The sequence below is a fragment of the Streptomyces sp. AC558_RSS880 genome (assembly GCF_019049255.1).
Taxonomy (GTDB): domain Bacteria; phylum Actinomycetota; class Actinomycetes; order Streptomycetales; family Streptomycetaceae; genus Streptomyces.
The window spans coordinates 1-20,210 of record NZ_JAGMUJ010000085.1 but is presented as its reverse complement, the minus strand read 5'-3'; the positions used below and the strand labels follow the sequence as shown (position 1 = coordinate 20,210).

At 72.1% G+C, this 20,210-nt stretch carries 12 protein-coding genes and 1 pseudogene; 2 read left to right on the top strand and 11 right to left on the bottom strand.

The window, feature by feature from the left end:
* Positions 1-5: 5 nt before the first annotated feature.
* The 3 genes from KUM38_RS27090 to KUM38_RS27080 form a co-directional block, all read right to left on the bottom strand.
* Positions 6-6,260 carry a type I polyketide synthase gene (locus tag KUM38_RS27090; protein WP_217132858.1) on the bottom strand — a complete coding sequence of 2,085 codons (6,255 nt, stop codon included), beginning with the start codon at positions 6,258-6,260 and terminating at the stop codon, positions 6-8.
* Positions 6,261-6,283: 23 nt separating this feature from the next.
* A complete protein-coding gene (locus tag KUM38_RS27085; protein WP_217132857.1) occupies positions 6,284-7,909 on the bottom strand; it encodes a PfaD family polyunsaturated fatty acid/polyketide biosynthesis protein in 1,626 nt (541 codons plus the stop codon).
* Between the two features lie 258 nt (positions 7,910-8,167).
* On the bottom strand, positions 8,168-9,289 hold the full coding sequence (locus KUM38_RS27080; protein ID WP_217132856.1) for an SDR family oxidoreductase: 1,122 nt from the start codon (positions 9,287-9,289) through the stop codon (positions 8,168-8,170).
* A 253-nt stretch (positions 9,290-9,542) separates the two neighbouring features.
* On the opposite strand from KUM38_RS27080, the gene KUM38_RS27075 reads away from it, so the two are divergent.
* Both KUM38_RS27075 and KUM38_RS27070 read left to right on the top strand, forming a co-directional pair.
* Positions 9,543-10,436, top strand: a complete 894-nt coding sequence (locus KUM38_RS27075; protein WP_254397810.1) for a class I SAM-dependent methyltransferase — start codon at positions 9,543-9,545, stop codon at positions 10,434-10,436.
* 413 nt (positions 10,437-10,849) lie between these two features.
* Positions 10,850-12,060 (top strand): IS3 family transposase gene (locus KUM38_RS27070; protein ID WP_217132855.1). Its coding sequence is split into 2 segments (ribosomal slippage): positions 10,850-11,102 and positions 11,102-12,060, totalling 1,212 coding nucleotides; the frame shifts between segments, so codons are not numbered across the junction.
* An 87-nt stretch (positions 12,061-12,147) separates the two neighbouring features.
* Here the strand turns inward: KUM38_RS27070 and KUM38_RS27065 are convergent.
* The 8 genes and pseudogenes from KUM38_RS27065 to KUM38_RS42200 all read right to left on the bottom strand — a co-directional run.
* Complete coding sequence (locus tag KUM38_RS27065; RefSeq protein WP_217132854.1) at positions 12,148-13,176, bottom strand: NAD(P)/FAD-dependent oxidoreductase; 1,029 nt, start codon at positions 13,174-13,176, stop codon at positions 12,148-12,150.
* A 10-nt stretch (positions 13,177-13,186) separates the two neighbouring features.
* Complete coding sequence (locus KUM38_RS27060; protein ID WP_217132853.1) at positions 13,187-13,705, bottom strand: isoprenylcysteine carboxyl methyltransferase family protein; 519 nt, start codon at positions 13,703-13,705, stop codon at positions 13,187-13,189.
* Between the two features lie 3 nt (positions 13,706-13,708).
* A complete protein-coding gene (locus KUM38_RS27055; protein WP_217132852.1) occupies positions 13,709-14,791 on the bottom strand; it encodes a type III polyketide synthase in 1,083 nt (360 codons plus the stop codon).
* Positions 14,788-15,969, bottom strand: a complete 1,182-nt coding sequence (locus tag KUM38_RS27050; RefSeq protein ID WP_217132850.1) for an NAD(P)/FAD-dependent oxidoreductase — start codon at positions 15,967-15,969, stop codon at positions 14,788-14,790. Before KUM38_RS27050 ends, KUM38_RS27055 begins: the two co-directional genes overlap by 4 nt.
* Positions 15,969-16,808 (bottom strand): UbiA family prenyltransferase, encoded by an 840-nt coding sequence (locus KUM38_RS27045; RefSeq protein WP_217132848.1) that lies wholly within the window; start codon positions 16,806-16,808, stop codon positions 15,969-15,971. The genes KUM38_RS27050 and KUM38_RS27045 overlap by 1 nt, the downstream gene beginning before the upstream one ends.
* Positions 16,799-17,863, bottom strand: a complete 1,065-nt coding sequence (locus KUM38_RS27040) for an NAD-dependent epimerase/dehydratase family protein (RefSeq protein ID WP_217132846.1) — start codon at positions 17,861-17,863, stop codon at positions 16,799-16,801. Before KUM38_RS27040 ends, KUM38_RS27045 begins: the two co-directional genes overlap by 10 nt.
* An 896-nt stretch (positions 17,864-18,759) precedes the next feature.
* Positions 18,760-19,200 carry a hypothetical protein gene (locus KUM38_RS27035; RefSeq protein WP_217132844.1) on the bottom strand — a complete coding sequence of 147 codons (441 nt, stop codon included), beginning with the start codon at positions 19,198-19,200 and terminating at the stop codon, positions 18,760-18,762.
* 886 nt (positions 19,201-20,086) lie between these two features.
* A pseudogene (locus KUM38_RS42200) lies at positions 20,087-20,210 on the bottom strand (IS6 family transposase); the annotation flags it as partial.

The following is a 20,210-nucleotide window of genomic DNA, read 5'->3' as shown; positions in this document are numbered from 1 at the left end:
TCGCGTCAGCCCTCGGTCGGGTCGGGCCGGCGGATCAGCTCCACCCCGAGCAGCTCGGCCAGCACGGTGCCGTCCTCGGACAGGACGGCCGCGTCGCACTCGGCGGACATCCCGTCGGTCCGTCGTGCCGAGACGACGACGCGCGCGGCTCCCCAGTCGGTCCCCGCCCGGTGGATCCGGCACTCCTGGATCGACATCGGCAGCGCCGCCCCGACACCGGCCCGCAACGTCCAGCCGACGGCGAGTTGGAGGGCGCCGTCGAGCGCGGCGACGTCCACCGTCCAGGGCACGGCCAGCCAGGGCTCGACGTCCCGGGGGCGGAGCGCGGCCACACCCCCGTCGGCGCCGAGCCGGACCTGGTCCAGGACCTGGAACACCGGGCCGTGGAAGAGCGCCGGTCCGTCGTACGGTTCGGGGACCTCTTCGAGGCCTTCCGGCGTCCGCCAGCGGTGCGGGTCCGGCGGCGGGCCGTCGGCGACCACCGTGCCGGCGTACTTGGCCCCCACGGCGCCCAGTTCGACGGTGAGACCGCCGCGCCGTGCGGACCCGTCCGTCCTCGTCCGGCCGCGCAGCACGAGCCTCTCGCCCGGTTCCTGCAGTTCGATCCTGCGCAGTACCCGCAGGTCGTGGAGGACCAACGGGCCGGTGTCCGGCCGCCAGGACCGGGCCAGCCCGGTGAACCAGTGCACCAGGACGGCGACCGGAACCACCGGTGCCCCGTCGATCCGGTGGTCGTCCAGCAGCGCGTACTGCGGCCGGGCGAGGGTCAGTTCGGCGACCGGTCCCTGCCCGGCAAGGACGTCGGGAGCCACGTCCCCGGCGGCGCGCAGCACCCGGGTGGGCCCGCCGGGGTCGGCGAGTTCGGCGACGAACGCGCGCGCTCCGGCAGCCGGTTCGATCAGCTCGACCCCGGCGGCGCGGAACCGTTCCGCGATCGTCCGGGTGACCATGCCGCCGTCCCAAGGACCCCAGGCCAAAGAGCGTGTCAGGCAACCGGGATGGGCGGCGGCGTACGCGGAGAGCAGGTGGTCGACGGCGGTGTTGGCCATCGCGTAGTCGGCCTGCCCCGGGCTGCCGAACACTCCGGAGGCCGAGGTGAACGCCACGAGCAGGGAGAGCGGGTCGTCGGCGGTGGCGGCCAGCAGGGCGCGCAGCCCGTCCACCTTGGTGGAGTACACCAGGGCGAACTGCTCGTTGGTCTTGGCACCGATCAACCGGTCGGCGATCACCCCGGCGCCGTGCACCACCCCGGTGATCGGGCCCCAGTCCCGGCGTACCTCGGCCAGGGCGTCGCGCAGGACCACCTCGTCCCGGGTGTCCACGGACAGGTAGCGCGTCGGCGAGCCCGCATCCTTCAGGGCCTGCAGGGTCTGCCGGACCTCACGTACGGCCAGCACGCGCCGCGCTTCGGCGGCGAGTTCGGCTGGTGGGGCCTGGCGGGGGCCGGTGGCGAGCAGCCGGATCAGGCCCGCCTCGTCGGTGGCCCCGGCCAGCCCCGCGGGCTCCTCGGCCAGTGCGGTACGGCCGAGCAGCACCAGTCTGGGCCGGTGGGCGGCCGCGAGTTCGCGGATCGCCGACGCAGTGACGCCGCGTGCGCCGCCGGTGACCACGATCACCGAGTCGGCATCGGCCCGGGGTTCGACGGGGCCGGGTGCGACGGGGCACGCCAGCGGAACCGTCCGGCTTCCGTCGGCGGGGAGACCGACCGTGATCGACGGCCCGCCTGCGGTGAGCTCGGCGGCGATCGCGGCAGCGACCTGCTTGTCACTGCGCCCGGTGCGTGCGCAGTCGATGGCCTTCACCGTGGCCAGGGGCCACTCCCGGGCGGCGGTCCTGGCCAGTGCGTCCAGACCACCATGGACCGGCCGGCCGCCGTTTCCGCTCAGCCCGAAGTCGCCCCCGGTGTCCTGCACGGTGACCAGGAGGCCGCCGGCCGAGCTGAGCCGGTCGGCCAGCCCCCGGACCGCCGCGAAGGCGGCCGGCGGGTCGTCGCCCTTGTCCAGCAGGATCACCGACCGTGCCTCGGCCGGAAGACCGGTGACGAGCCGGGCCGGCACACCGTGGGCCGCGAGTTCCTCGACCAGCAGATGACCCACCCGGGTGGAGTCGTCGAGCACGAGGAGCTCCCGGTCGCGCAGACCGGCCAGGGCCAGCCCGGCCGGCGCCAGCGGCAGGGCGCGTACCGCCAGGCGGACCGGCTCCGGACGGCTGGTGGTGGTGGGGACTTCGGCGGCGGGGGCATCGGTGGCTTCCGGACCGGCGGCGGGCTCGGAGTCCACGTCCTCGGGGGATTCGGGGGCGGAGGTCCCGGGGGTCTGGGGGGACACCGGGGATCCGGGGGCGGAAGTCCCGGGAGTCTTCGGGGACACCGGCGACGGACCGGCGGACGCCTGGTTGCCGGCGTCATCGATCTGTCCCGCCAGCTGGGCGACCTTGACCGAGATCTCCCGCAGCGTGCGCAAGGACGCCAGCTCGGACAGGTCGGCTGCGGGCAGTTCACCCACACGTTGGCGGACCCGGGAGAGCACTTCGACCTTCTTGATGGAGTCGATGCCCAGGTCGGCCTCGAGTTCCATGTCGAGGTTGATGATGTCCGCCGGGTAGCCGGTGCGCTCGGCGACCACCTCCAGCAGCAGCGCGCCGATCGACTCGGCGTCCAGCGGCAGCCCGTCCAGCCGCAACGCGTCCGGTTGCGGCCCGAGCAGCACCAGCCCGGGCGCCGGGGCCTCCACGGGCGACGGCACGACGGTGGCCTGCGGGGGTGGCGCCGGCACAGCCGATGTCGCCTCATCCCTGTCGCCGCCCGAACCGGAACGGAAGGGCTGGCCAGAGCCGGGGACCGTACCTGACGGCACGAGGGCGTGGACCGGTTGACCGGAGGGCACGACCTGCGCGCCGGTGGCACCCACCGCGACCTCTGCGACGGGCCATGGCTGCGGGTCGTCCACGCCGACGGCGGGGAGACGGACACCGGCGGCGCCGAGCAGGGCTTCCATCGAGGCATGCGCCGTCCGCAGGTAGAGCTGGTGGTTCTCCGCGGTCACCCGTTGGTACGTGGCATGCGCCTCCGCGCTCTGCCGCTGGGCCTCGGCCAGGAGCCGCAACCAATCCGTCGGCGGAGCGGGGTGGGCCGAGCCGGTGGACCGGACGCTCGGGGTGGCCACGGGAGCCGGCGTGCCCGGCCGGATGTCTCCGGGCCTGTCCGTGGCCACCTGGCCGGGGATCAGCGGTGCCTGCGTGCCGGGCCCGGCCGGCTCGGCGAGATCCGGGACCGGCTCCGGGGACGGGCCGGCCGAGGACACCGGCGCCGACCAGGCCACCGGCTGGACCGACAATTGCGCCGCCGGCATCGGGCCCGGGACCGGTGGTGTCGCCTCCGACACCACCGCGGGCGGCACCACCGGTCCCGGCCGCCCCGGCGCCCCGTCGGGCGACGCCACCGGTCCCGGAGCTGCGGGAGTGGCACGTCCGCCACGATGGTCATCGCGGTGGTTGCCGCCGTTGATCAGGACCGTCATCCGTGGCTTCTCCTCACGATCCGGCTCGGGCACGGGCTTGTGCCCCTCCCACAGCGCGGACAGGTCCATGGCGACCCCGCGCACCGCGGCCCGCCCCAGCCCGTCGTAGAACGCGGCCAACCCGTGGCTTCCGCGCCGGTCGAGGCTGATCGCCGCGTGCTCACGGTCACCGAGTACCTCACCGGTCAGCCCGGTCAGGGTGGTGCCGGGCCCGACCTCGACGAAGGTGCGCACCCCGTCCTCGTACATCGCCTCCACCATGTCGCCGAACCGCGCCGGCGCGGCCAGCTGGGCGGCGATGCCGCGCCGCACCGCCGCCGGTTCGCGCCGGTACGGGGCCGCATCGGCTCCTGCGTACACCGTCCGTGCCGGCCGGTGAACCGTGAGGTCGGCAAGGAAACGGGTGAACGGCTCGGTGGCGTCGGCGACCAGGGGACTGTGGAACGCGGCGGCGGCGTTCAGCCGGCGGATGACCACGCCGGTCGCGGCGCACCGGGCCTCCACGGCGGTCAATGCCTGGTCCGTGCCGGCCAGGACGACCTGCCGGGGCGCGTTGTGGTGGGCGACCCACACCCCGTCCACCTGCTCCGTCAGCTCCTCGATGCGCTCCAGCGGCGCGTTCACCGCGAGCATCCTCCCGGCGGTGGTGGCCGCGTCCCGCATCAGCTCCCCCCGCCGCCGGGCCAGCCGGACCAGGGTGGGGGCGTCGAAGGAGCCCGCCGCGTGCAGGGCGACCAGTTCACCGAAGCTGTGCCCTGCCACGCAGTCAGGCGTCAGCTTCAGTTCCGACAGCACGGCCAGCAGGGCCAGGCTGTGCGCGGCCAACGCCGGCTGAGCGACCTCGGTGGCGGTCAGTGCCGCCTCCAGCGAGGCACGGTCCTCCTCGCTGAACACGGGGGGCGGGAACACCTCCCGGTGCACCGGGAGGACTGCCGCGACCGCGTCCCAGGCATCCCGGGCCGCCCTGTGGTGAATGGCGAGTTCGGCGCCCATGCCCACGTACTGCGCGCCCTGGCCGGGGAAGAGGAAAGCGACCCGGCCGGGAGCGGGATCACCGGTGGCGAAGTGCGCCCGGGGCGCGGAGAACGGCACCCCGGCCTCCACCCGGACCGCCAGCGCGTCCAGCCGCCCCGCCAGATCGGTGGCGTCGTCGGCCACCACGGCCAGCCTCGCCCGGTGTTCGGTCCTGAACGCCGCCTGACACTCCCGCGCGATCGCCGCCAACGGCCGGTCGGGCCGGGGCCGGCGGATCAGTTCGGCCAGTGCGCCGGGGGAGGGCGCGCTGAACAGGACGAGTTCGCCGGGGGCCGCCGGGAGGTGCCAGGCTCGTCGGCCGCCCCTGGCGGGAACGTATTCCTCCAGCGTGACGTGGAAGTTGGTGCCTCCGAAACCGAAGCTCGACACGCCGGCGCGGCGCGGCCGACCGGCGCCGCTGATCCAGGGCCGGGTGGCGGTGTTCAGGTAGAAGGGGGAATCGGTGAGCTCAAGTTCGGGGTTGGGCCGCCCCACTTTGATGGTCGGAGGCAACACCCGGTGGTGCAGGGCGAGTACGGCTTTCAGCATTCCGACGGCGCCGGCGGAGGACTTGGTGTGCCCGAACTGGGACTTGGCCGAGCCCAAGGCGCACCACTGCCGGTCAGGGCGTCCTTCAGCCTGGAACACCTCCCTCAGCGCGGCGAACTCGGCGGCGTCACCGGCCTTGGTCCCGGTGCCGTGCGCCTCGACGAGTTCCACGCTCTCCGGGCCGTACCCGGCCACGTCGTACGCCCGGCGCAGCGCCCGTTCCTGGCCGGCGGCCAGCGGCGCGTAGATGGCCTTGCTCCGGCCGTCCGACGCTGCGCCGAGGCCCCGGATCACCGCGTAGATCCGGTCCCCGTCGCGTTCGGCGTCGGCCAGCCGCTTCAGCGCGAACATGATCACGGCCTCGCCGAGCATGGTGCCGTCGGCGTCGGCCGCGAACGGCCGGCAGTCCTCCGTCGGAGAGAGCGCCGGAGTCTTCGAGAAGCACACGTACATGGTGATGTCGTTCAGCACGTCCACGCCGCCGCAGATCACCAGGTCGCAGCTGCCGAGGGCGAGCTCACCCAGTCCGGTGGAGAGCGCGGCCAGCGACGAGGCACACGCGGCGTCGGTCACGTGGTTGACGCCGTGCAGGTCGTACCGGTTGGCGATCCTGCCGGACACCACGTTGCCGAGCAGACCGGGGAAGGTCGCCTCGGTCCAGGCAGGGAAGTTGGCACTGATCCGGTCGCAGATCTCGTCGGCCGCGGCCGGGTCGAGACCGGAGGCGAGGAGTTCCCTTCTCCACACCGGCCGGGAGAGCCGCGCTGACACCTCGAACCCCATGGCCAGGCCGCTGGTGCCCAGCACCACCCCGACCCGTTCCCGCTGTTGTGCGGTCATCTGCCCGAGGCCGCAGTCGGCCAGCAGGTCACCCGCGGCCATCATGGCCAGCAGCTGGGCGGTGTCGGTGGCCGCAAGGTCGCTCGGCGGGATTCCGTACGCCAACGGATCGAACTCGAAGTCAGGCAGGAACGCGCCCCTCCGCACGTAGGTCTTGTCCGGAGCGAACGGGTCAGGGTCGTAGTGGTCGGCCGGTGACCAACGCTCCACCGGTACGTCGGACATGAGATCCCGGCCGGCGAGGACGTTCCGCCAGAACCCTGCCACGTCTCGGGAGCCTGGGGTGAACGCGGCGAGACCGACCACCGCGACGGGAACCTGGGCACGTTCTGCTCTCATCTGCGCGGACACTCCTGCAGGGGTCAGGCGAGTTTGCGGGGACGGAACGTCAGGGCGGAGTCCGGTATGGAAAGCCCGAAGGTACGCAGCTGGTGCGCGCGAGTGATCACGGCGGCGCCCTCCAGCAGATTCAAGGCGATCTGCGTGACGGTGCGCCGGGACGGATCGGCAAGCAGGCTGCCCCGGGCCCAGTTGTTGAACGCGCCGAGCGAGGGACCGGCCCACAACTGGTAGTCGGTGCGGCGCTCCGGCCGGCCCTCGATCGCCCATCGGCTGGCGTTGCCCACGTACCACCGGAATACCAGGGCCATCCGGTGCTTGGGGTCGCGTTCGGCTCTGGCCAGCTGTCCGGGGTCGCGCCGTAGCCAGAACCGTTCGGTGTCCGCCCAGATCGCGTCCAGGTCCGCGCCGAACACTTCGTTCTCCAGCCTGTGCCGCGTCTCGGCGGGGATCTCCGCCAGGGACCGGTGACGCCGGTAGACGTCGTACAGTCGCTTGGCGCGCGCCGCGAACAGGGTGCCCCTCGTCAAAACCTGGACCTGAATGCCCTGCTCGAACATGTCCGCGGCCGGGGCCATGGCCATGTCGGTGACGCCGGCTCCGGCCAGCAGCTCCCGCGCGTCCGCGGACACCCCGGACTCTGCTGCCAGTTGATTGACCGATCCGGTCATCACGTAGGCCGCGCCGAGTGCGAAGGCACCGGCCACCGCGCCGGGGGTGCCCAGACCGCCCGCGGCACCGACCCGGATCGGGCGGAGGAAGCCGTACCTGGCCACCAGGGTGTCCCGGAGCGCCAGCAGCTCGGGCAGGATCACGGACAGCGGACGGCTGTCGGTGTGACCGCCGCTGTCGGCCTCGACGGTCACGTCCTCGGCGACCGGGACCAGGCGGGCCAGCCGGCCCTGCTCGGCGGTGAGAGCCCCGTCCCGGACCAGCGCGTCCAACAGCGCCTCCGGCGCAGGCGACATGAACTTCTCGGCCACCTCACGACGGGACACCTTGGCGAACAGACAGGTGTCCCTGACCACCCGGCCGTCGGCGTCCCGCCGCAGTCCGGCCGCCGCGCAGCGGACGACGGCGGGCGTCAGGTCCATGAACGCGGAGGCCGAGATCCGGCGTACACGGTGACGCAGCAGGAGGTCGGCGACCTGCGACTCCAGTCGGGGCTCGCCGGGTGAATGGATCAGGTTGACGCCCCAGTTGGGCGCGTCGCCCAACGCCGCGGTCAGCTCCGTCACCGCCTGTTCCACCCGGTCGGGGGCGAGTCCGGCGGCGCCGAAGAAGCCCATGAGCCGGGCTCCGGCCAGCTCCGTCACCATCCGGGTGGTGGCGATCCCGTTGGCCATCTCCCCGGCCACGTAGGGAAACCGTGTTCCGTGTGCCTCGGCGAAGCCTCGGTCGCCAAGCCACTCCGGGTACACCGGTGGGGCCAGCCCGACGAGCGGGTGGCCCCCACCAGGCCCGAGCGTCCCGCCCACGGCCAACCCGTACCCGGATCCGCCGCCTACCACGTACAAAGGCTCACGGATCCGGGCCGCGCAGGCGGAGATCCCGGCCGGGTCGAACGCGGCCGGCTCCGGGCCGGGCCGCCAGCAGACCTGGGGCGCGTCGGCGGCACGTCCGGGCGCCTCGGACAGCGTGGTGTTCACCGGTCGGCTCCTCTCGGACGCGGCGTCGGTGTGGGCGTAGGTCCTCCGGCCGGCCCGTACCCGTTCCCGGTTGGGCCGACTGCCCTGCGGCGACCGTCCGCGGCGGCACGACCGACAGCGGGCGGGCTCGCCGAGTCCCCCACCTCCCGGGTGGCCGCACTGCCGGGCACGGAAGAACACGCCCGGGGACGCGACACGGGGACGGCCGGGGAACGGCCCCAGGAGTCGACCCGCCGTCCCGAAGCGGGCCACAGCAGTTCAGCGATGCGGTGCCGGGTCAACCGGGGCAGCCTCCGTTCGGGGTGGGAGCCCGGACAGCAGGTACTCCAGGCTGATGTGTTCCGGGACGCCCGCCGGTCCGAGTCTGGCCCTCACCCGGGAGTCGTCGTACCGACGGTGGTGCCGCAGATAGCAGAACACCCCCCTGACCAGTGAAAGGACCGACTCGTACGGCGAGGGGTCGGGGAGCTCCGGCACAATTGCGATACGGACCCCGGAGAGTTGCTCCAGCAGTCTGCCGAACACGAGGACCGGTGTCTCCTGGCCGTGTACGACGTGGTAGGTCTCCACCCCGTCGGGAGGAGGCAGGTCGGCGAGCCGGGCCATCACGGCGGCGGCGGATTCCACCGGCATCAGGTTGAGCTGTCCGTCCGGCCGCCCCAGGATCCGGAAGCGGTTGGTCCGGGAGAGGAGCACGTCCGGTGTCAGGCCGGGGCCGAGCTGGCTCCGTGCGATGCCGGACAGGTTCCGCGTGATGTTCAGCAACGGGTGTTCCGGGAGATCCGGGTGGGGCGGCAGACCGGTGGTCAGGACGCTTGGCCGGAAGATCACCACCGGCCGGCCGGTGGCCCTCGCCCACGCGTGCACCAACTGTTCCGCCTCGAACTTGGACCGTTCGTAGGTGCCTTCGAAGCCGTAGGCATCGGTCAGTTCGTCCTCGTACACCACCCCGGTGCGACGCGCCCCGGCCACGAACGCCGTAGAGACGTGGAACACCACGGGGGTACGGCGTCCGGCCCCGGCCAGGTCGAGGACGTACCGGGTGCCCTCCACGTTCACCTCGCGCAGCGTGGCCAGGTCACCGTCGAGTGTGGTGTTCCCGGCGCAGTGCCAGATCGCGTCCAGCGAGTCCGCCAGTTCCTGGTAGTCACTCTTCGGCAGGGCGAGGCCAGGTTCGGTGATCCGGGCGGACACCACCTGGACGCGGTCGGCGAGGCCGGTGAGGTCGGGGGCGAACCGGCCGAGGCCTCGGGTGATCCGCTCCCGTACGCGGTCGGGCTCCCCGCGCGCGAGCACTGTGACCGACGGGTGACGGCGCAACAGCTCGTGCAGAAGTCGAAGGCCAAGGAAACCCGTGGCACCGGTCAACGCCACCCGCACCGTACCCCCAGCTCTCGTCCCTGATGCTGGCCCACGTTCTCACGCGGAAAGCGGTGGGACGAGGCCACGGGAACGGCACCACTCGTTGTGCTGATATTCAGGCAGAACCGCTGGCACACCGCCGCTTTCGCCGGTAAGCACCTGTTCTGTACCGTGCGTGGGCGCGGTCCGGCACGCCTGCTTGCCCCTGCGTTCCTGGGTATTGCGAGCCGTCTGGAATGCGAGCCGCCTGGAACACACAGGAAGGAACTCAATGGGCCAGGACCGCCTTGCAGCGTCCTACGGCGATGCCAATCCACTGTTCCGGTTGTGCCGACACCTGGGCTGGGGCGCGCTGGTCAACCTCGGTTACCACACCCTTCCGACCCTCCCCGGGATCGTCGGTGGGCTGGCTTGGTTTCAACGACGGCTCGAGACCAGGAGCCTGGCACTCCTGCAAGCCAGTCCGGGACACCGGGTGCTGGACGCCTGCTGCGGACGCGGCCACACCACCGCCCGGCTGGCTGCCGCGGGCTGTGACGCCGTGGGGGTCGACATCACCGCCGACCAGATCGCACAGGCTCGCGCCCGGTACGGCGACGCCGTCCGCGCCACCTTCGCCGTGGCCGATGTCACCGCCCTGCCGCAGGCAGAGGGCATCCGTGCCACGAACGGCTCGTTCGACCGGGTGCTCTGCCTGGAGGCGGCCTTCCACCTCTCTCCTGCCGACCGCCGCGCTCTGTTAGCCGAAGCCTTCCGGGTACTGCGCCCCGGCGGAAGGTTCGTCCTGGTCGACTTCGTCTGGAACACGGACGATCCGTCGATGATCCGGCAGCTCGATCCACTGGGCCTCGTGCGCGAGGCGTGGCAGTTCGACGAGTTCGAGCCCCTGAGGCGTTACCTGAGGCACGCGGAGGAGACGGGGTTCGTCATGCGGCGCACCGTCGACTGGACCCGTCCGGTGATCGAAGGCTTCTCCCGTCTCGGCGCTCTCCTGACACGCATGGCGACGAACCAGGTCGGCCGGGAACTGCTGTGCCTGCGCTGGCCCGACTTGCGCGAGTTCAGCGAACAGGACTGGCGGCACACCCTCGCCAGTGTCGACGCCCACTGCTCCGTAGGACGCTGCACGGGCTACGTCGCCCTGGTGCTCGACAAACCAGCCTGATCACCACCTTCGGCCGGCTCAGCCGCCGTTGCTACTGGCCCTGGACGTGCTCGATGAGCCCGCTTCGGGCGGAGCGAGCTGCCCGGTGCGCGGCACCGAGGGACTGCTTCGCGCGGCGGTCGGTGGGCTCCTGCGCTGATCCTCGGGGCCGGGGGTGCGATGGGCAAGACAGCTCCGCGGCCTGCAAGACGCTTGGTGCACGACGTGGATTCCGAGGAGCTGGGCAATGGGGCCTTCACCGATGGGGACCCCGGCCGGACCGATGTCAGGAGGCGGTCACTCCCGGTCGCCGCCGGGGCGGGTCTGTCAAATGAGTGGTGTAACTACGGTGTTGGGGCTACTGACGGGTGAGGTGACCCCTGGGGTGTGGACACTCTGACAATGGATCTTGATGGTCCGAGGAAGGGTGTCCTGTGGGACGTAGGTCTCCGTATCCGGAGGAGTTCAGGAACGACGCGGTGGCGCTGTATCGCGCTGCCACCGGTCGGCGCACGTACGCGGCGGTTGCGGCGGATGTCGGGGTGACCGGCGAGACGTTGCGGTCCTGGGTGCGTCAGGCCGACGAGCAGGCGGGCCGGGCCCGCGGCGGCGAGGCCGTTGAGGGCCTGGACGAGGAACTGGCGAGGCTGCGGGCCGAGCTCGGCCGTCTGCGCAAGGCCGAGGCCGAATGGCAGTTGGAGCGGGAGATCCTGCGGCGGGCGGGCCAGTATTTCGCCCGGGAGATGAGGGCATGACCGGCCGCTGGGACTTCATCTCCCTCCACCGCGCCGACTTCGGCGTGCAGCGGATATGCCGGGTCCTCGGCGTCTCGCGCTCGGGCTACTGCCGGTGGACGGCCGGCGCGGCGGCCCGCGCCGAGCGCAGGGCGGCCGACGACGCACTGGTCGCGGAGATCCGCGAGATCCACGCCGACCACCGTGGCACCTATGGAGTGCGGCGCGTGCACGCTGAGTTGCGGGGCTTCGGGCACACGGTCAACCGCAAGCGGGTCGAGCGGCTGATGCGCCGGGAAGGAATCGAGGGCCGGCACCTGCGGCGGCGGAAGCGCACCACCGTCCCCGACCGGCTCGCGCCGCCCGCGCCGGACCTGGTCCGACGCGACTTCACCGCCGAGAACCTGGACGAGAAGTGGTGCGGCGACATCACATACGTGCAGGTCGGCGGCGCCTGGCTCTACCTCGCGTGCGTCCTGGACATCTGCTCGCGCCGGGTGCTCGGCTGGTCCATGGCCACGCACATGCGGACCGAGCTTGTCGTCGACGCGCTCACGATGGCGGTGGCGACCCGCGGCGGCCACGTGGACGGAGTGATCTTCCACACGGACAGGGGATCGCAATACACCTCAGCGGCGTTCGCCCACGTCAGCGACCGTTTCGGCATCCGCCGGAGCATGGGTCGTGTCGGGTCGAGCTACGACAACGCCCTGGCCGAATCGTTCTGGCAGGGGCTGAAGAGAGAAGCCCTGCGCGGGGTGTTCACGACGGTGCGGCAGGCCCGGCTGGAGATCTTCCAGTGGCTGACGTACTACAACGCCCGCAGGCGCCACAGCTCCCTCGGCTACCTCTCACCCATCGAGTTCGAACAGCGGCACCGGGCAGAGCATAGACTCACTCTCGCGGCATGAACCCCCGTGTCCACACTCCAGGGGACGCCTCAGATGGCACCGGACCCTTCTGCCCGTACACGGCGCGGGTGTCCGAAGCCTGCCGGATCACGTCCCCGCCGGACGCGCCAGCGCATTGACGGCCGCGGAGAACAACCCCGGCAGCCGCTGTGCCGCAGGTACCAGCGCTGAGCGGACCGGGGGGATCCTCGTCACGCCCAGCAGCGCCTGGGTCAGCCAGCGGTGGCGCCGGGTGAGCCGTCGCCACTCCCGCTCGTACGCTGCCGGGTCGTTGTCGACGACTGCTCGCACCGCCGCCGAGGCCTGCGCGAGCGCCAGCGCGATGCCCTCACCGGTCAGCGCGTCGACATAACCGGCCGCATCGCCGACAAGCAGCACCCGGCCGGCGGTGCGTGCGTTCGTGTCCTGGCGGAGCGGCCCCGCCCCGCGCACCGGTCCGGCGGACCCGGCCCCGGCCAGCCGCTCTCGCAACTCGGGGAAGGCGGCGAGGTGGTCGTCGTACGGTCCGCGGCCGGCGGTGAGCACCGCGACGCCGACGAGGTCGTCGCTCACCGGGGTCACGTAGGCCTCCGCGTCACGGGCCCAGTGCACCTCGACGCGATCGCTCCAGGGGGCGGACACGTAGTGGCGGCGCAGCCCGTGTCGCCGGTGGGCCCGACGCGGCCGGTGCAGACCCAGGGACCGGCGGATCGGCGAGTGCAGGCCGTCCGCAGCGGCGAGGTGCCCGGCACGGGTGCCGTCGATCACCACACCGCCCTCGTCCTGCTCGACACGGCGCACCGTGCGCTGCTCGACCCGTACGCCGGCGGCCAGCACTGCCTCCCGCAGCGCCGCGTGCAGGACGGTGCGACGCACCCCGCGGCCCGGCCCTGCCCGGAAGTCGGCGCCGACCCGACGCGGCCCGGAAACGTATGCGATACCCCGCAGGTCGTGTCCCGGCGGGTGCACACCGAGCGCTGCCAGGGCGGCGACGGCACCCGGCATCAGACCTTCGCCGCACGCCTTGTCGACGGTACCGGCGCGCTGCTCCCAGACGGCGACCTCGAGGCCTGCCCGAGCCGCGTGCAGTGCCGTGGCGAGACCCGCTGGTCCGCCACCGGCGACGAGAAGATCCATGCGCCCCTCCTCAGGCCAGCCGCGCCAGGGCGGTGTTCTCGACGCGGACGCGGGTGACAAGCAGGAGCCCGTTCAGCACGGTGAAGACGACCGCCGTGACCCAGGCCGAGTGCACCAGCGGAAGTGCGAGCCCTTCGACGACGACGGCGAGGTAGTTCGGATGCGGGAGCCGGCGGTAGGGGCCGCAGGTCACGCGAGCAGCGCCGGGTACGACGATCACCCGGGTGTTCCATTGCCGGCCCAAGGTGGCGACGCACCACCAGCGCAGCGCCTGCGAGGCCGCGACGAGGGCGAGCATGGCCCAGGCGAGGACCGGTACGATGTCCGGCCGCCGCACCCATACCTCCACGAGCGCGCCGACCAGCAGGCCCGTGTGCAGCACCACCATGAACGGGTAGTGACCCCGCCCGGCCTCCACGCCGCCCTGTGCAAGGCTCCGGACGGCGTTGCGGTGGGACACGGACAGTTCGGCGACCCGTTCCAGGCCGACGGTCAGGACCAGGACGGTGAACAGGACTCCGCCGCTCACCTCTCATCCTCCCGGGGCGCGCAGGAGCACGAGTTCGGAGCAGAAGCCCGGGCCCAGGGCGAGCATGAGCCCGTGGGAGCCGGGCCGCGGAGGGCGGTCGGCGAGCGTGTCCGCCAGGACGTGAAGCACCGAGGAGGAGGACAGGTTGCCGATCCGACGCAGTGAGTCCCAGGTCACCCCCAGGGCGTCGCGCTCGATCCCGAGCACTTCCTGCAGCGCTTCCAGCACCTTGGGGCCACCGGGGTGCGCGACGTACCAGCCGATGTCGTCGCCGGTGAGGGCGTGGTCGGCGAGGAAGCCACGAACGTCGTCGCCGACGTACCGGCGCACCAGGTCGGGGACCGAGGAGTCGAGCACGATCTTGAATCCGCCGGAACCGACGTCCCAGCCCATCATGCGTTCCGAGTCGGGGTAGAGGCGACTGCGCGAGGCGAGGACCTCGGGGCGGGCGGGATCGTCGGACCGGGCGAGCGGATGCCCGGAACCGACTGCGACCACCGCCGCGGCGCCGTCCCCGAACAGGCCGCTCGCCACGAGATTGGCGAGCGAGGTGTCCTCACGCTGGAACGTGAGCGAGCACAATTCGACCGACACCAGTACCGCGACCCCGCCCGGGCAGCCGCGCAGCAGGTCATGCAGGCGTGCGATGCCGGCCGCGCCGGCGACACAGCCGAGGCCGACCAGGGGCATGCGCACCACGTCGGGGCGCAACCCGACCTCCGCCGCGATGCGGGCTTCGAGCGAGGGGACGGCCAGACCGGTCACCGTGCACGACACGATGAAGTCGACGTCGGTCGGCGTGAGGCCGACCTCCTTGAGCGCGTTGACGACCACGCGGCCGCCCAGTTCGACGCCCGTCCGGATGAAGGCATCGTTCGACCGGCCGAAGTCCCCGAGGCGGGTGTACTCCTCCAGCGCCAGCACGGTGTGCCGGGTCTCGACGCACGTGTTGCGGTGGAACCGTTCGACGACGCCGCGGTCGACCGCGCCTTCGACCAGTATGCCGGCGAAGGACTCGGTGATCTCCTCCTGTCGGTAGCGGTGATCGGGCAGGACACCGCAGACACTGAGGACGCTCATGGTCATGCCGACTCCTGAGGACGGTCGGTCGGACGGACGGATGTGAGGAGCGCCCGGCCGAGGCCGAACGCGACGGCGGGGGTGAGCCGGCCCCTGGCGAGACCGAGTTCGACGAAGTCGTCAAAGACGCGCTGGTCGGCGGCTGAGGCCCGCAGCCCGGCCTCGAGGACACCAGCGGTGCGGGCGAGCCGGGCGGCCAGCGCGGTGTGGCGCAGGTGGGGCAGCAGGATCCGGCGGGTGACGCGGGCGTATCGCTCTCCCGCCTGCTCGGGCCGTCTGTCACGCAGGGCTGCGGCGGCGGCGCGACCGGCCGCGATGCCGGTGGCCACGGCGTAGTGGATGCCCTCTCCGGTCAAGGGATTCACCAGGCAGGCGGCGTCGCCCGCGAGCAGTACGCGGCCGGCCGGAGGGCGCCAACGTGCCGTCGAGAGCGGCAGGAGGTGTCCGGCCCAGTTCCGTCCCTCCTCGGTCGCACCGGGCAGGAGCGCTTCCAGCCGCTCGAACAACTGGGCGCGGGTCGGCGCTGGCCGGCCTCCATGGAGGACCTCGCCGTACCCGACGTTCGCATGGCCGTCACCGCGGTCGAAGGACCAGGCGTACGACGGCTGATGACGGGTGCCGAACTCGATGACCTGCACGCCTCGCCGCCCGGGTGTGACCGGGGCGTAGCCGCGCAGCGCCAGGGCCACCGGACCGCGAGAGCGGCCGAGCGTGCGTCGGACGACCGAGTGGTCGCCGTCGGCGCCGACCACGACCGCGGCGCAGACCTCCCCGTCCAGGACCACCGCATCGGTGTCCTGCCACAGATCGCGGACCCGGTGCCGCAGGAGCCGGGCGCCCGCGGCGACGGCCGCGTCGACCAGCCGGGCATCGAAGATCCGGCGTGGCACCACCCACGCCGGGCGGGCCGTCCGCCGCTCGACGACCAGGCCGCCCCGGCCGAGGCGGAGGCGTTCGACCGGGACCCGGTCGTCGACGAGACCGGTGACGCGGACCTCGGCGAGGAGGTCGAGGACGTGCGGGGCCACCCCGTCGCCGCAGACTTTGTCCCGCGGGAAGCCCGCCCGGTCCAGCAGGGCGACGCGCAGACTTGCGTCGGCGTGCAGCGCGCCCAGGGCGGCGGCGGCGCCGGCCGGCCCGGCGCCGACCACCACGAGGTCCCAACGAGTGGAGGTAGGTGCCATCAACCGGCCGCCACGAGCAGCACGACATCGAGCAGGGCGACGGCCACCGCGGCCCGGAAGGGAGCACGGCCGTGGGCGGCCGCCGTGAGAACCACGAGGAACGCCACCGGAGCGAGGACCGCCGACGCCCACGCCGGAGGGGACCCGGCGGGACCGAGCACGGCCAGCAGCGAGGCGGCGGCCAGCAGCACAACGGCCAGGGTGCGCGAAAGGTGCTCGCCGAGCCGGTGCGGCAGGCCGCGGACGCCGGTGCGTTCGTCGTCGGTGAGGTCGGGCAGCGTGTTGAGCAGATGTGCCGCAACACCGAGCGCGGCTCCGGCACCGGTCATCCACAGCGGCGCCCAGGCCGGGGCGGGGCCGGCGAGGGTGACGACCGAGGGCAGCGTTCCGAAGGCACTGGCGTACGGCAACCACGACCACCGGGTCGACTTGAGCCCCAGGTTGTAGGCGTGGCCCGCGCCGGCGCCGAGGACGACGTTGACCAGCCCGCTGCGCCAGCCGGCGAGCGCGGACAGCACGATGCAGGCGAGTCCGGCCACGGCCAGGGCGCGCACCACCCGGCCGACCGGAAGGGCTCCGGTGACCAACGGCTTGCCGGTCCGGCAGACGGCACGGTCGCGAGGCAGGTCCCGCAGGTCGTTGCCCCAACCGATCGTGAGCTGCCCGGCGAGTACCGCAGCGGTGACGACGGCGGCATCGAGCGGATCCAGGTCGCTGCGGAACGTGAGCAGGCCTGCGATGGCGGCGACCGCCAGGGCCGGTCCGCCGTGGGCGGCGGCGAGCAGCGCGACCGGCGGCGGTCCGGGACGCGTCGGTGCCGTGCCGGTGGTCACGGGCATCGCCGCACAGCGACCGGCCCACGACGGACCGCGTCACCGAGCGCCCCGAGGACGGTGCGTGGGCGCAGCACGGGTGTCCGGCCGGACGCGGCCTCCCTCATGCCCTCGATCACCTCGGCGAGCACCTGCGGGCCGTCCTTGGCCGGGGCCCAGCCGAGTTCCGTGCGCGCACGGGTCGTATCCAGCACCGGGAGCGCGAAGCCCATGTCGAGCCACCCGGTGTCGACCGGTTGCAGGCGCGCGTGCCAGGCGGCCGACATGACGGTGCGGACCACTGCGGAGGGCACGTGCACCAGCCTGGCGCCGAGCGCGTCCGCGATGATCGCCGCGGTCACGGGCGTGTCGGCGGCGAGGTTGAACGGACCTGCCGCGCGCCGGTGCAGCACCGTGACGATCGCCTCGGCGACGTCGTCGGTGTGAACCATCGGGATGGTCAGCCTCCGGTCCATCGGCAGGACCGGCAGCAAACCGAGCGCCTTGGAGGGCACGAGGGCGGGCACGCCGTACCGCAGGAGAGCGCTGCCGGCGGCGCGCTGCCCGACGATTCCCGGCCGAAGGCGGGTGACGAGCGTGCCGGCGCCGGAGGCCTCATACCGGTCGAGGAGACGTTCGGCCGCCGCTTTGTGCCGGCTGTACCGCGAACTGCGCACGCCCCCGGTGGGCCAGGACTCGTCCACCGGACGATCGTCCTTCTTCGGTGAGTAGGCGCCGACCGAGGACATGTGGATCAGGTGCGCGACACCGGTGTCGGCGACGGCCCGGAGCACGCGGCGGGTGCCGCCGACGCCGAGTTCCCTGAGATAGGCGAGATCGTGGGACGGCTGGAAACCCCACGCCAGGTGGACGACCGCGTCCGCACCGGTGAACGCCTCGACGAGTGTGCCGTGACAGGCCTCGGTGCTGAGGTCCGCCGGGCGCCAGTCGACGCCCCAGCTGTCACGGCCCTCGGGCAGCCGCCGGGCCAGACCCACAAGGTCGTGCCCGCCCTCGGCACGCAAGCGTCGCACGACGACAGAACCGATGTTTCCGGTCACCCCGGTGACCACGATGCGCATGCAGGATGCGTTGCCCGTCGTCCCTCCTCTCACACGGGGTATTCCGGCATACGGCGGACACCGACGTCATCCGGCCGGTGCACTGCGCGTGTGTGCATCCTTCGGACATGGGGCGTTTTCTGCGTGTATGCCGCGCCGAGGGCGGCCACCTCTCCGTCCCCCCGTTACCTTTTTCGTGGCTCCGCAATGGAGCTACCGGCCTTCGGGTCCGGCATGACTTCCCCCCTTGTTGCGGTTGATGATCCGGGGGGGTGTCACCGGGCCCGGAGGCATCGACGGACCGCTGATGAGGGGCTTGAGCACCGGCTTCACCCAAGACCGGAAGAGCTCTCCGTAACGTGGATGTGGCAGCTCGATGCCCTGGCAAGGCCGGACGAAAGCGTGATGGAGGGGCCTGCACGTGATCGACACCGGCGACATCGACGTCTTCCTCGGCCTGGACGTCGGCAAGGGCGAACACCACGCCACCACCCCTCACCGGGTGCCGCGGGTACGAGGCAGGGCATCAGCCGCCTCCGACCAGTACGCCGACCACCAGAGCCCGGCCACGGTCACGATGCGACAACACCGTCGGCGACCAGGCCCACAACCTCACCGACAACTGTCTGTGGGCAGTCCGTCCCCGAGCTCCAAACACGCAGGTCACCACGCTTGTACGGTCGTGGCCGGGAGCCCGACATCCCCCTGTGTACACCCCTTGCGCTGGTCCCGGACCGGAAAGAAGAAAGGAAAGGAAGGGACGGGCGGGCGGCGGGGCGGGGCGGGCGTGCGGCCGGGGGATCGGGGCCATCCTGGTCTGTTGCGCGTCGGCCGGGCCTCCGCGCGCTGACCGCAGAACGCCTGCCTGCGGGGTGTTGTTTCCGTTGGCGTGATGCTTGTGTCGTACCTACGGCCCGTCATGCCTGGTCGGACTGAATGGTGCGGCCCTTGTCCGGGACGCTGGTCCAGTCGTCCGGAGCAGCCTCATGCTGTGGCGAGCATGACTCGGGCGACGTGCTCTGCGCCGAAGCCGCGCTGCTGACTCCTCTTCGAGTGCCGGCCACCCAGGACAGGAGGAAGCCCATGCCGAGATTTCGGATGACGTTGAGCCACATGGGCGCCAGCTCCGCGGTGTCGGACACCGCCTCCCACACCAGCATCGGCACTACCGCGATGGAGGCGCCCAAGGCCAGCGCGATCCGCCTGGCTGTCGTCAACCGCCTCCGCCCCTGGGCCGTGCTGGGCGAGAAGACGCGGCCGCACAGCCAACCCGCGACCACCGCCGCGACGAAAACCGGAACGATGATGGACAGGTACGGCCGCTCCCCCTTCTCCGATATCAGCGAGGCGAAGATCATGACGGTGGACAGAAGGCCGAAGCATCCCCACGCGCCACAGGCCGCGCTTGCCTCCGTTGGCTTGGCCGTCTTCGGCGAGAGGGATCGCGTACTGTCCGACGTCGATCGCGTAGGGATGTGTCGCGTCGATCCCGTGGAGCGTCCCGGCCCGCGCACGGCGAGTTGGGGCTTCCGCCCGGTCCAGTAGGTTCGGGTGTGCCGACGTACGTATGTCGTTCTCCCGTTGGGCAGGCGGCGCTTGTGGCCGCGTACCGACACGGGTGTCCTACGTTTTCTCGCCACTCGGTTCTCCCCGGGCCGGACCATAGTCACGGCTCCGAGCCGTTCCCACCGAGAGGTACTTTATAAGGCAACAAGTTCGGCACGAGTACGAGCCGCCGGTGCGACTTGAAGAGGGAAGTGATGTCTCCCGTGACCGCGCCGGGTTCCGTCCGTTGGACAAGGCGACACGCGTGCATCGGTGCCCTCCGGTCCTCATTCTCTCCGGCATGGGATGCGTCACCGCCGGCTCTGGTAACCGCCCCGTCATGGTAAGTAGCCCCCGGTCTCTCCATCTGAGGCCGAGGGCTATCGACGTCGGGAAACCGGCAGACGACGGCCCGGGCGAACACCACCGACGGCGTTGTCACGTTGTTGGGTGTGTGGGCGTCTGACGGTGTGTCGAGGTGTGGTGGGGCCGGGTTCCGGGCCGGTGCTCAGGCCGTGGCAGGTCGGTCCGTGACGCCGGTGATCTGCTCCCGGATGGTGAAGCGGACGGTCATTTCGGCTCGGTAGTGAGGTGCGGGCATCAGGTGGCGACGAGGCCGGAAGTGGGGTGAGATGCCACTGAACGCGGACAGGAACCTCTGCGCCCCGCCCACGGAGCGGAAGCCCTTCATCACCCGTTCGCGTAGGCCTGCCCGAACTTCCGACACCACCGTCGCACGGTCTCGTACGAGACGATCACGCCGCGCTCGAGCATCAGTTCCTCGACCTCGCGGTAGGACAACGGGAAGCGGAAGTACAGCCAC

Coding starts and splice junctions, on each gene's coding strand:
- KUM38_RS27055 (WP_217132852.1), bottom strand. CDS start 14,791: ATGACCATGAGCGTCCTCAGTGTCTGCGGTGTCCTGCCCGATCACCGC.
- KUM38_RS27040 (WP_217132846.1), bottom strand. CDS start 17,863: ATGCGCATCGTGGTCACCGGGGTGACCGGAAACATCGGTTCTGTCGTC.
- KUM38_RS27075 (WP_254397810.1), top strand. CDS start 9,543: ATGGGCCAGGACCGCCTTGCAGCGTCCTACGGCGATGCCAATCCACTG.
- KUM38_RS27045 (WP_217132848.1), bottom strand. CDS start 16,808: ATGCCCGTGACCACCGGCACGGCACCGACGCGTCCCGGACCGCCGCCG.
- KUM38_RS27065 (WP_217132854.1), bottom strand. CDS start 13,176: ATGGATCTTCTCGTCGCCGGTGGCGGACCAGCGGGTCTCGCCACGGCA.
- KUM38_RS27050 (WP_217132850.1), bottom strand. CDS start 15,969: ATGGCACCTACCTCCACTCGTTGGGACCTCGTGGTGGTCGGCGCCGGG.
- KUM38_RS27035 (WP_217132844.1), bottom strand. CDS start 19,200: ATGATCTTCGCCTCGCTGATATCGGAGAAGGGGGAGCGGCCGTACCTG.
- KUM38_RS27090 (WP_217132858.1), bottom strand. CDS start 6,260: ATGAGAGCAGAACGTGCCCAGGTTCCCGTCGCGGTGGTCGGTCTCGCC.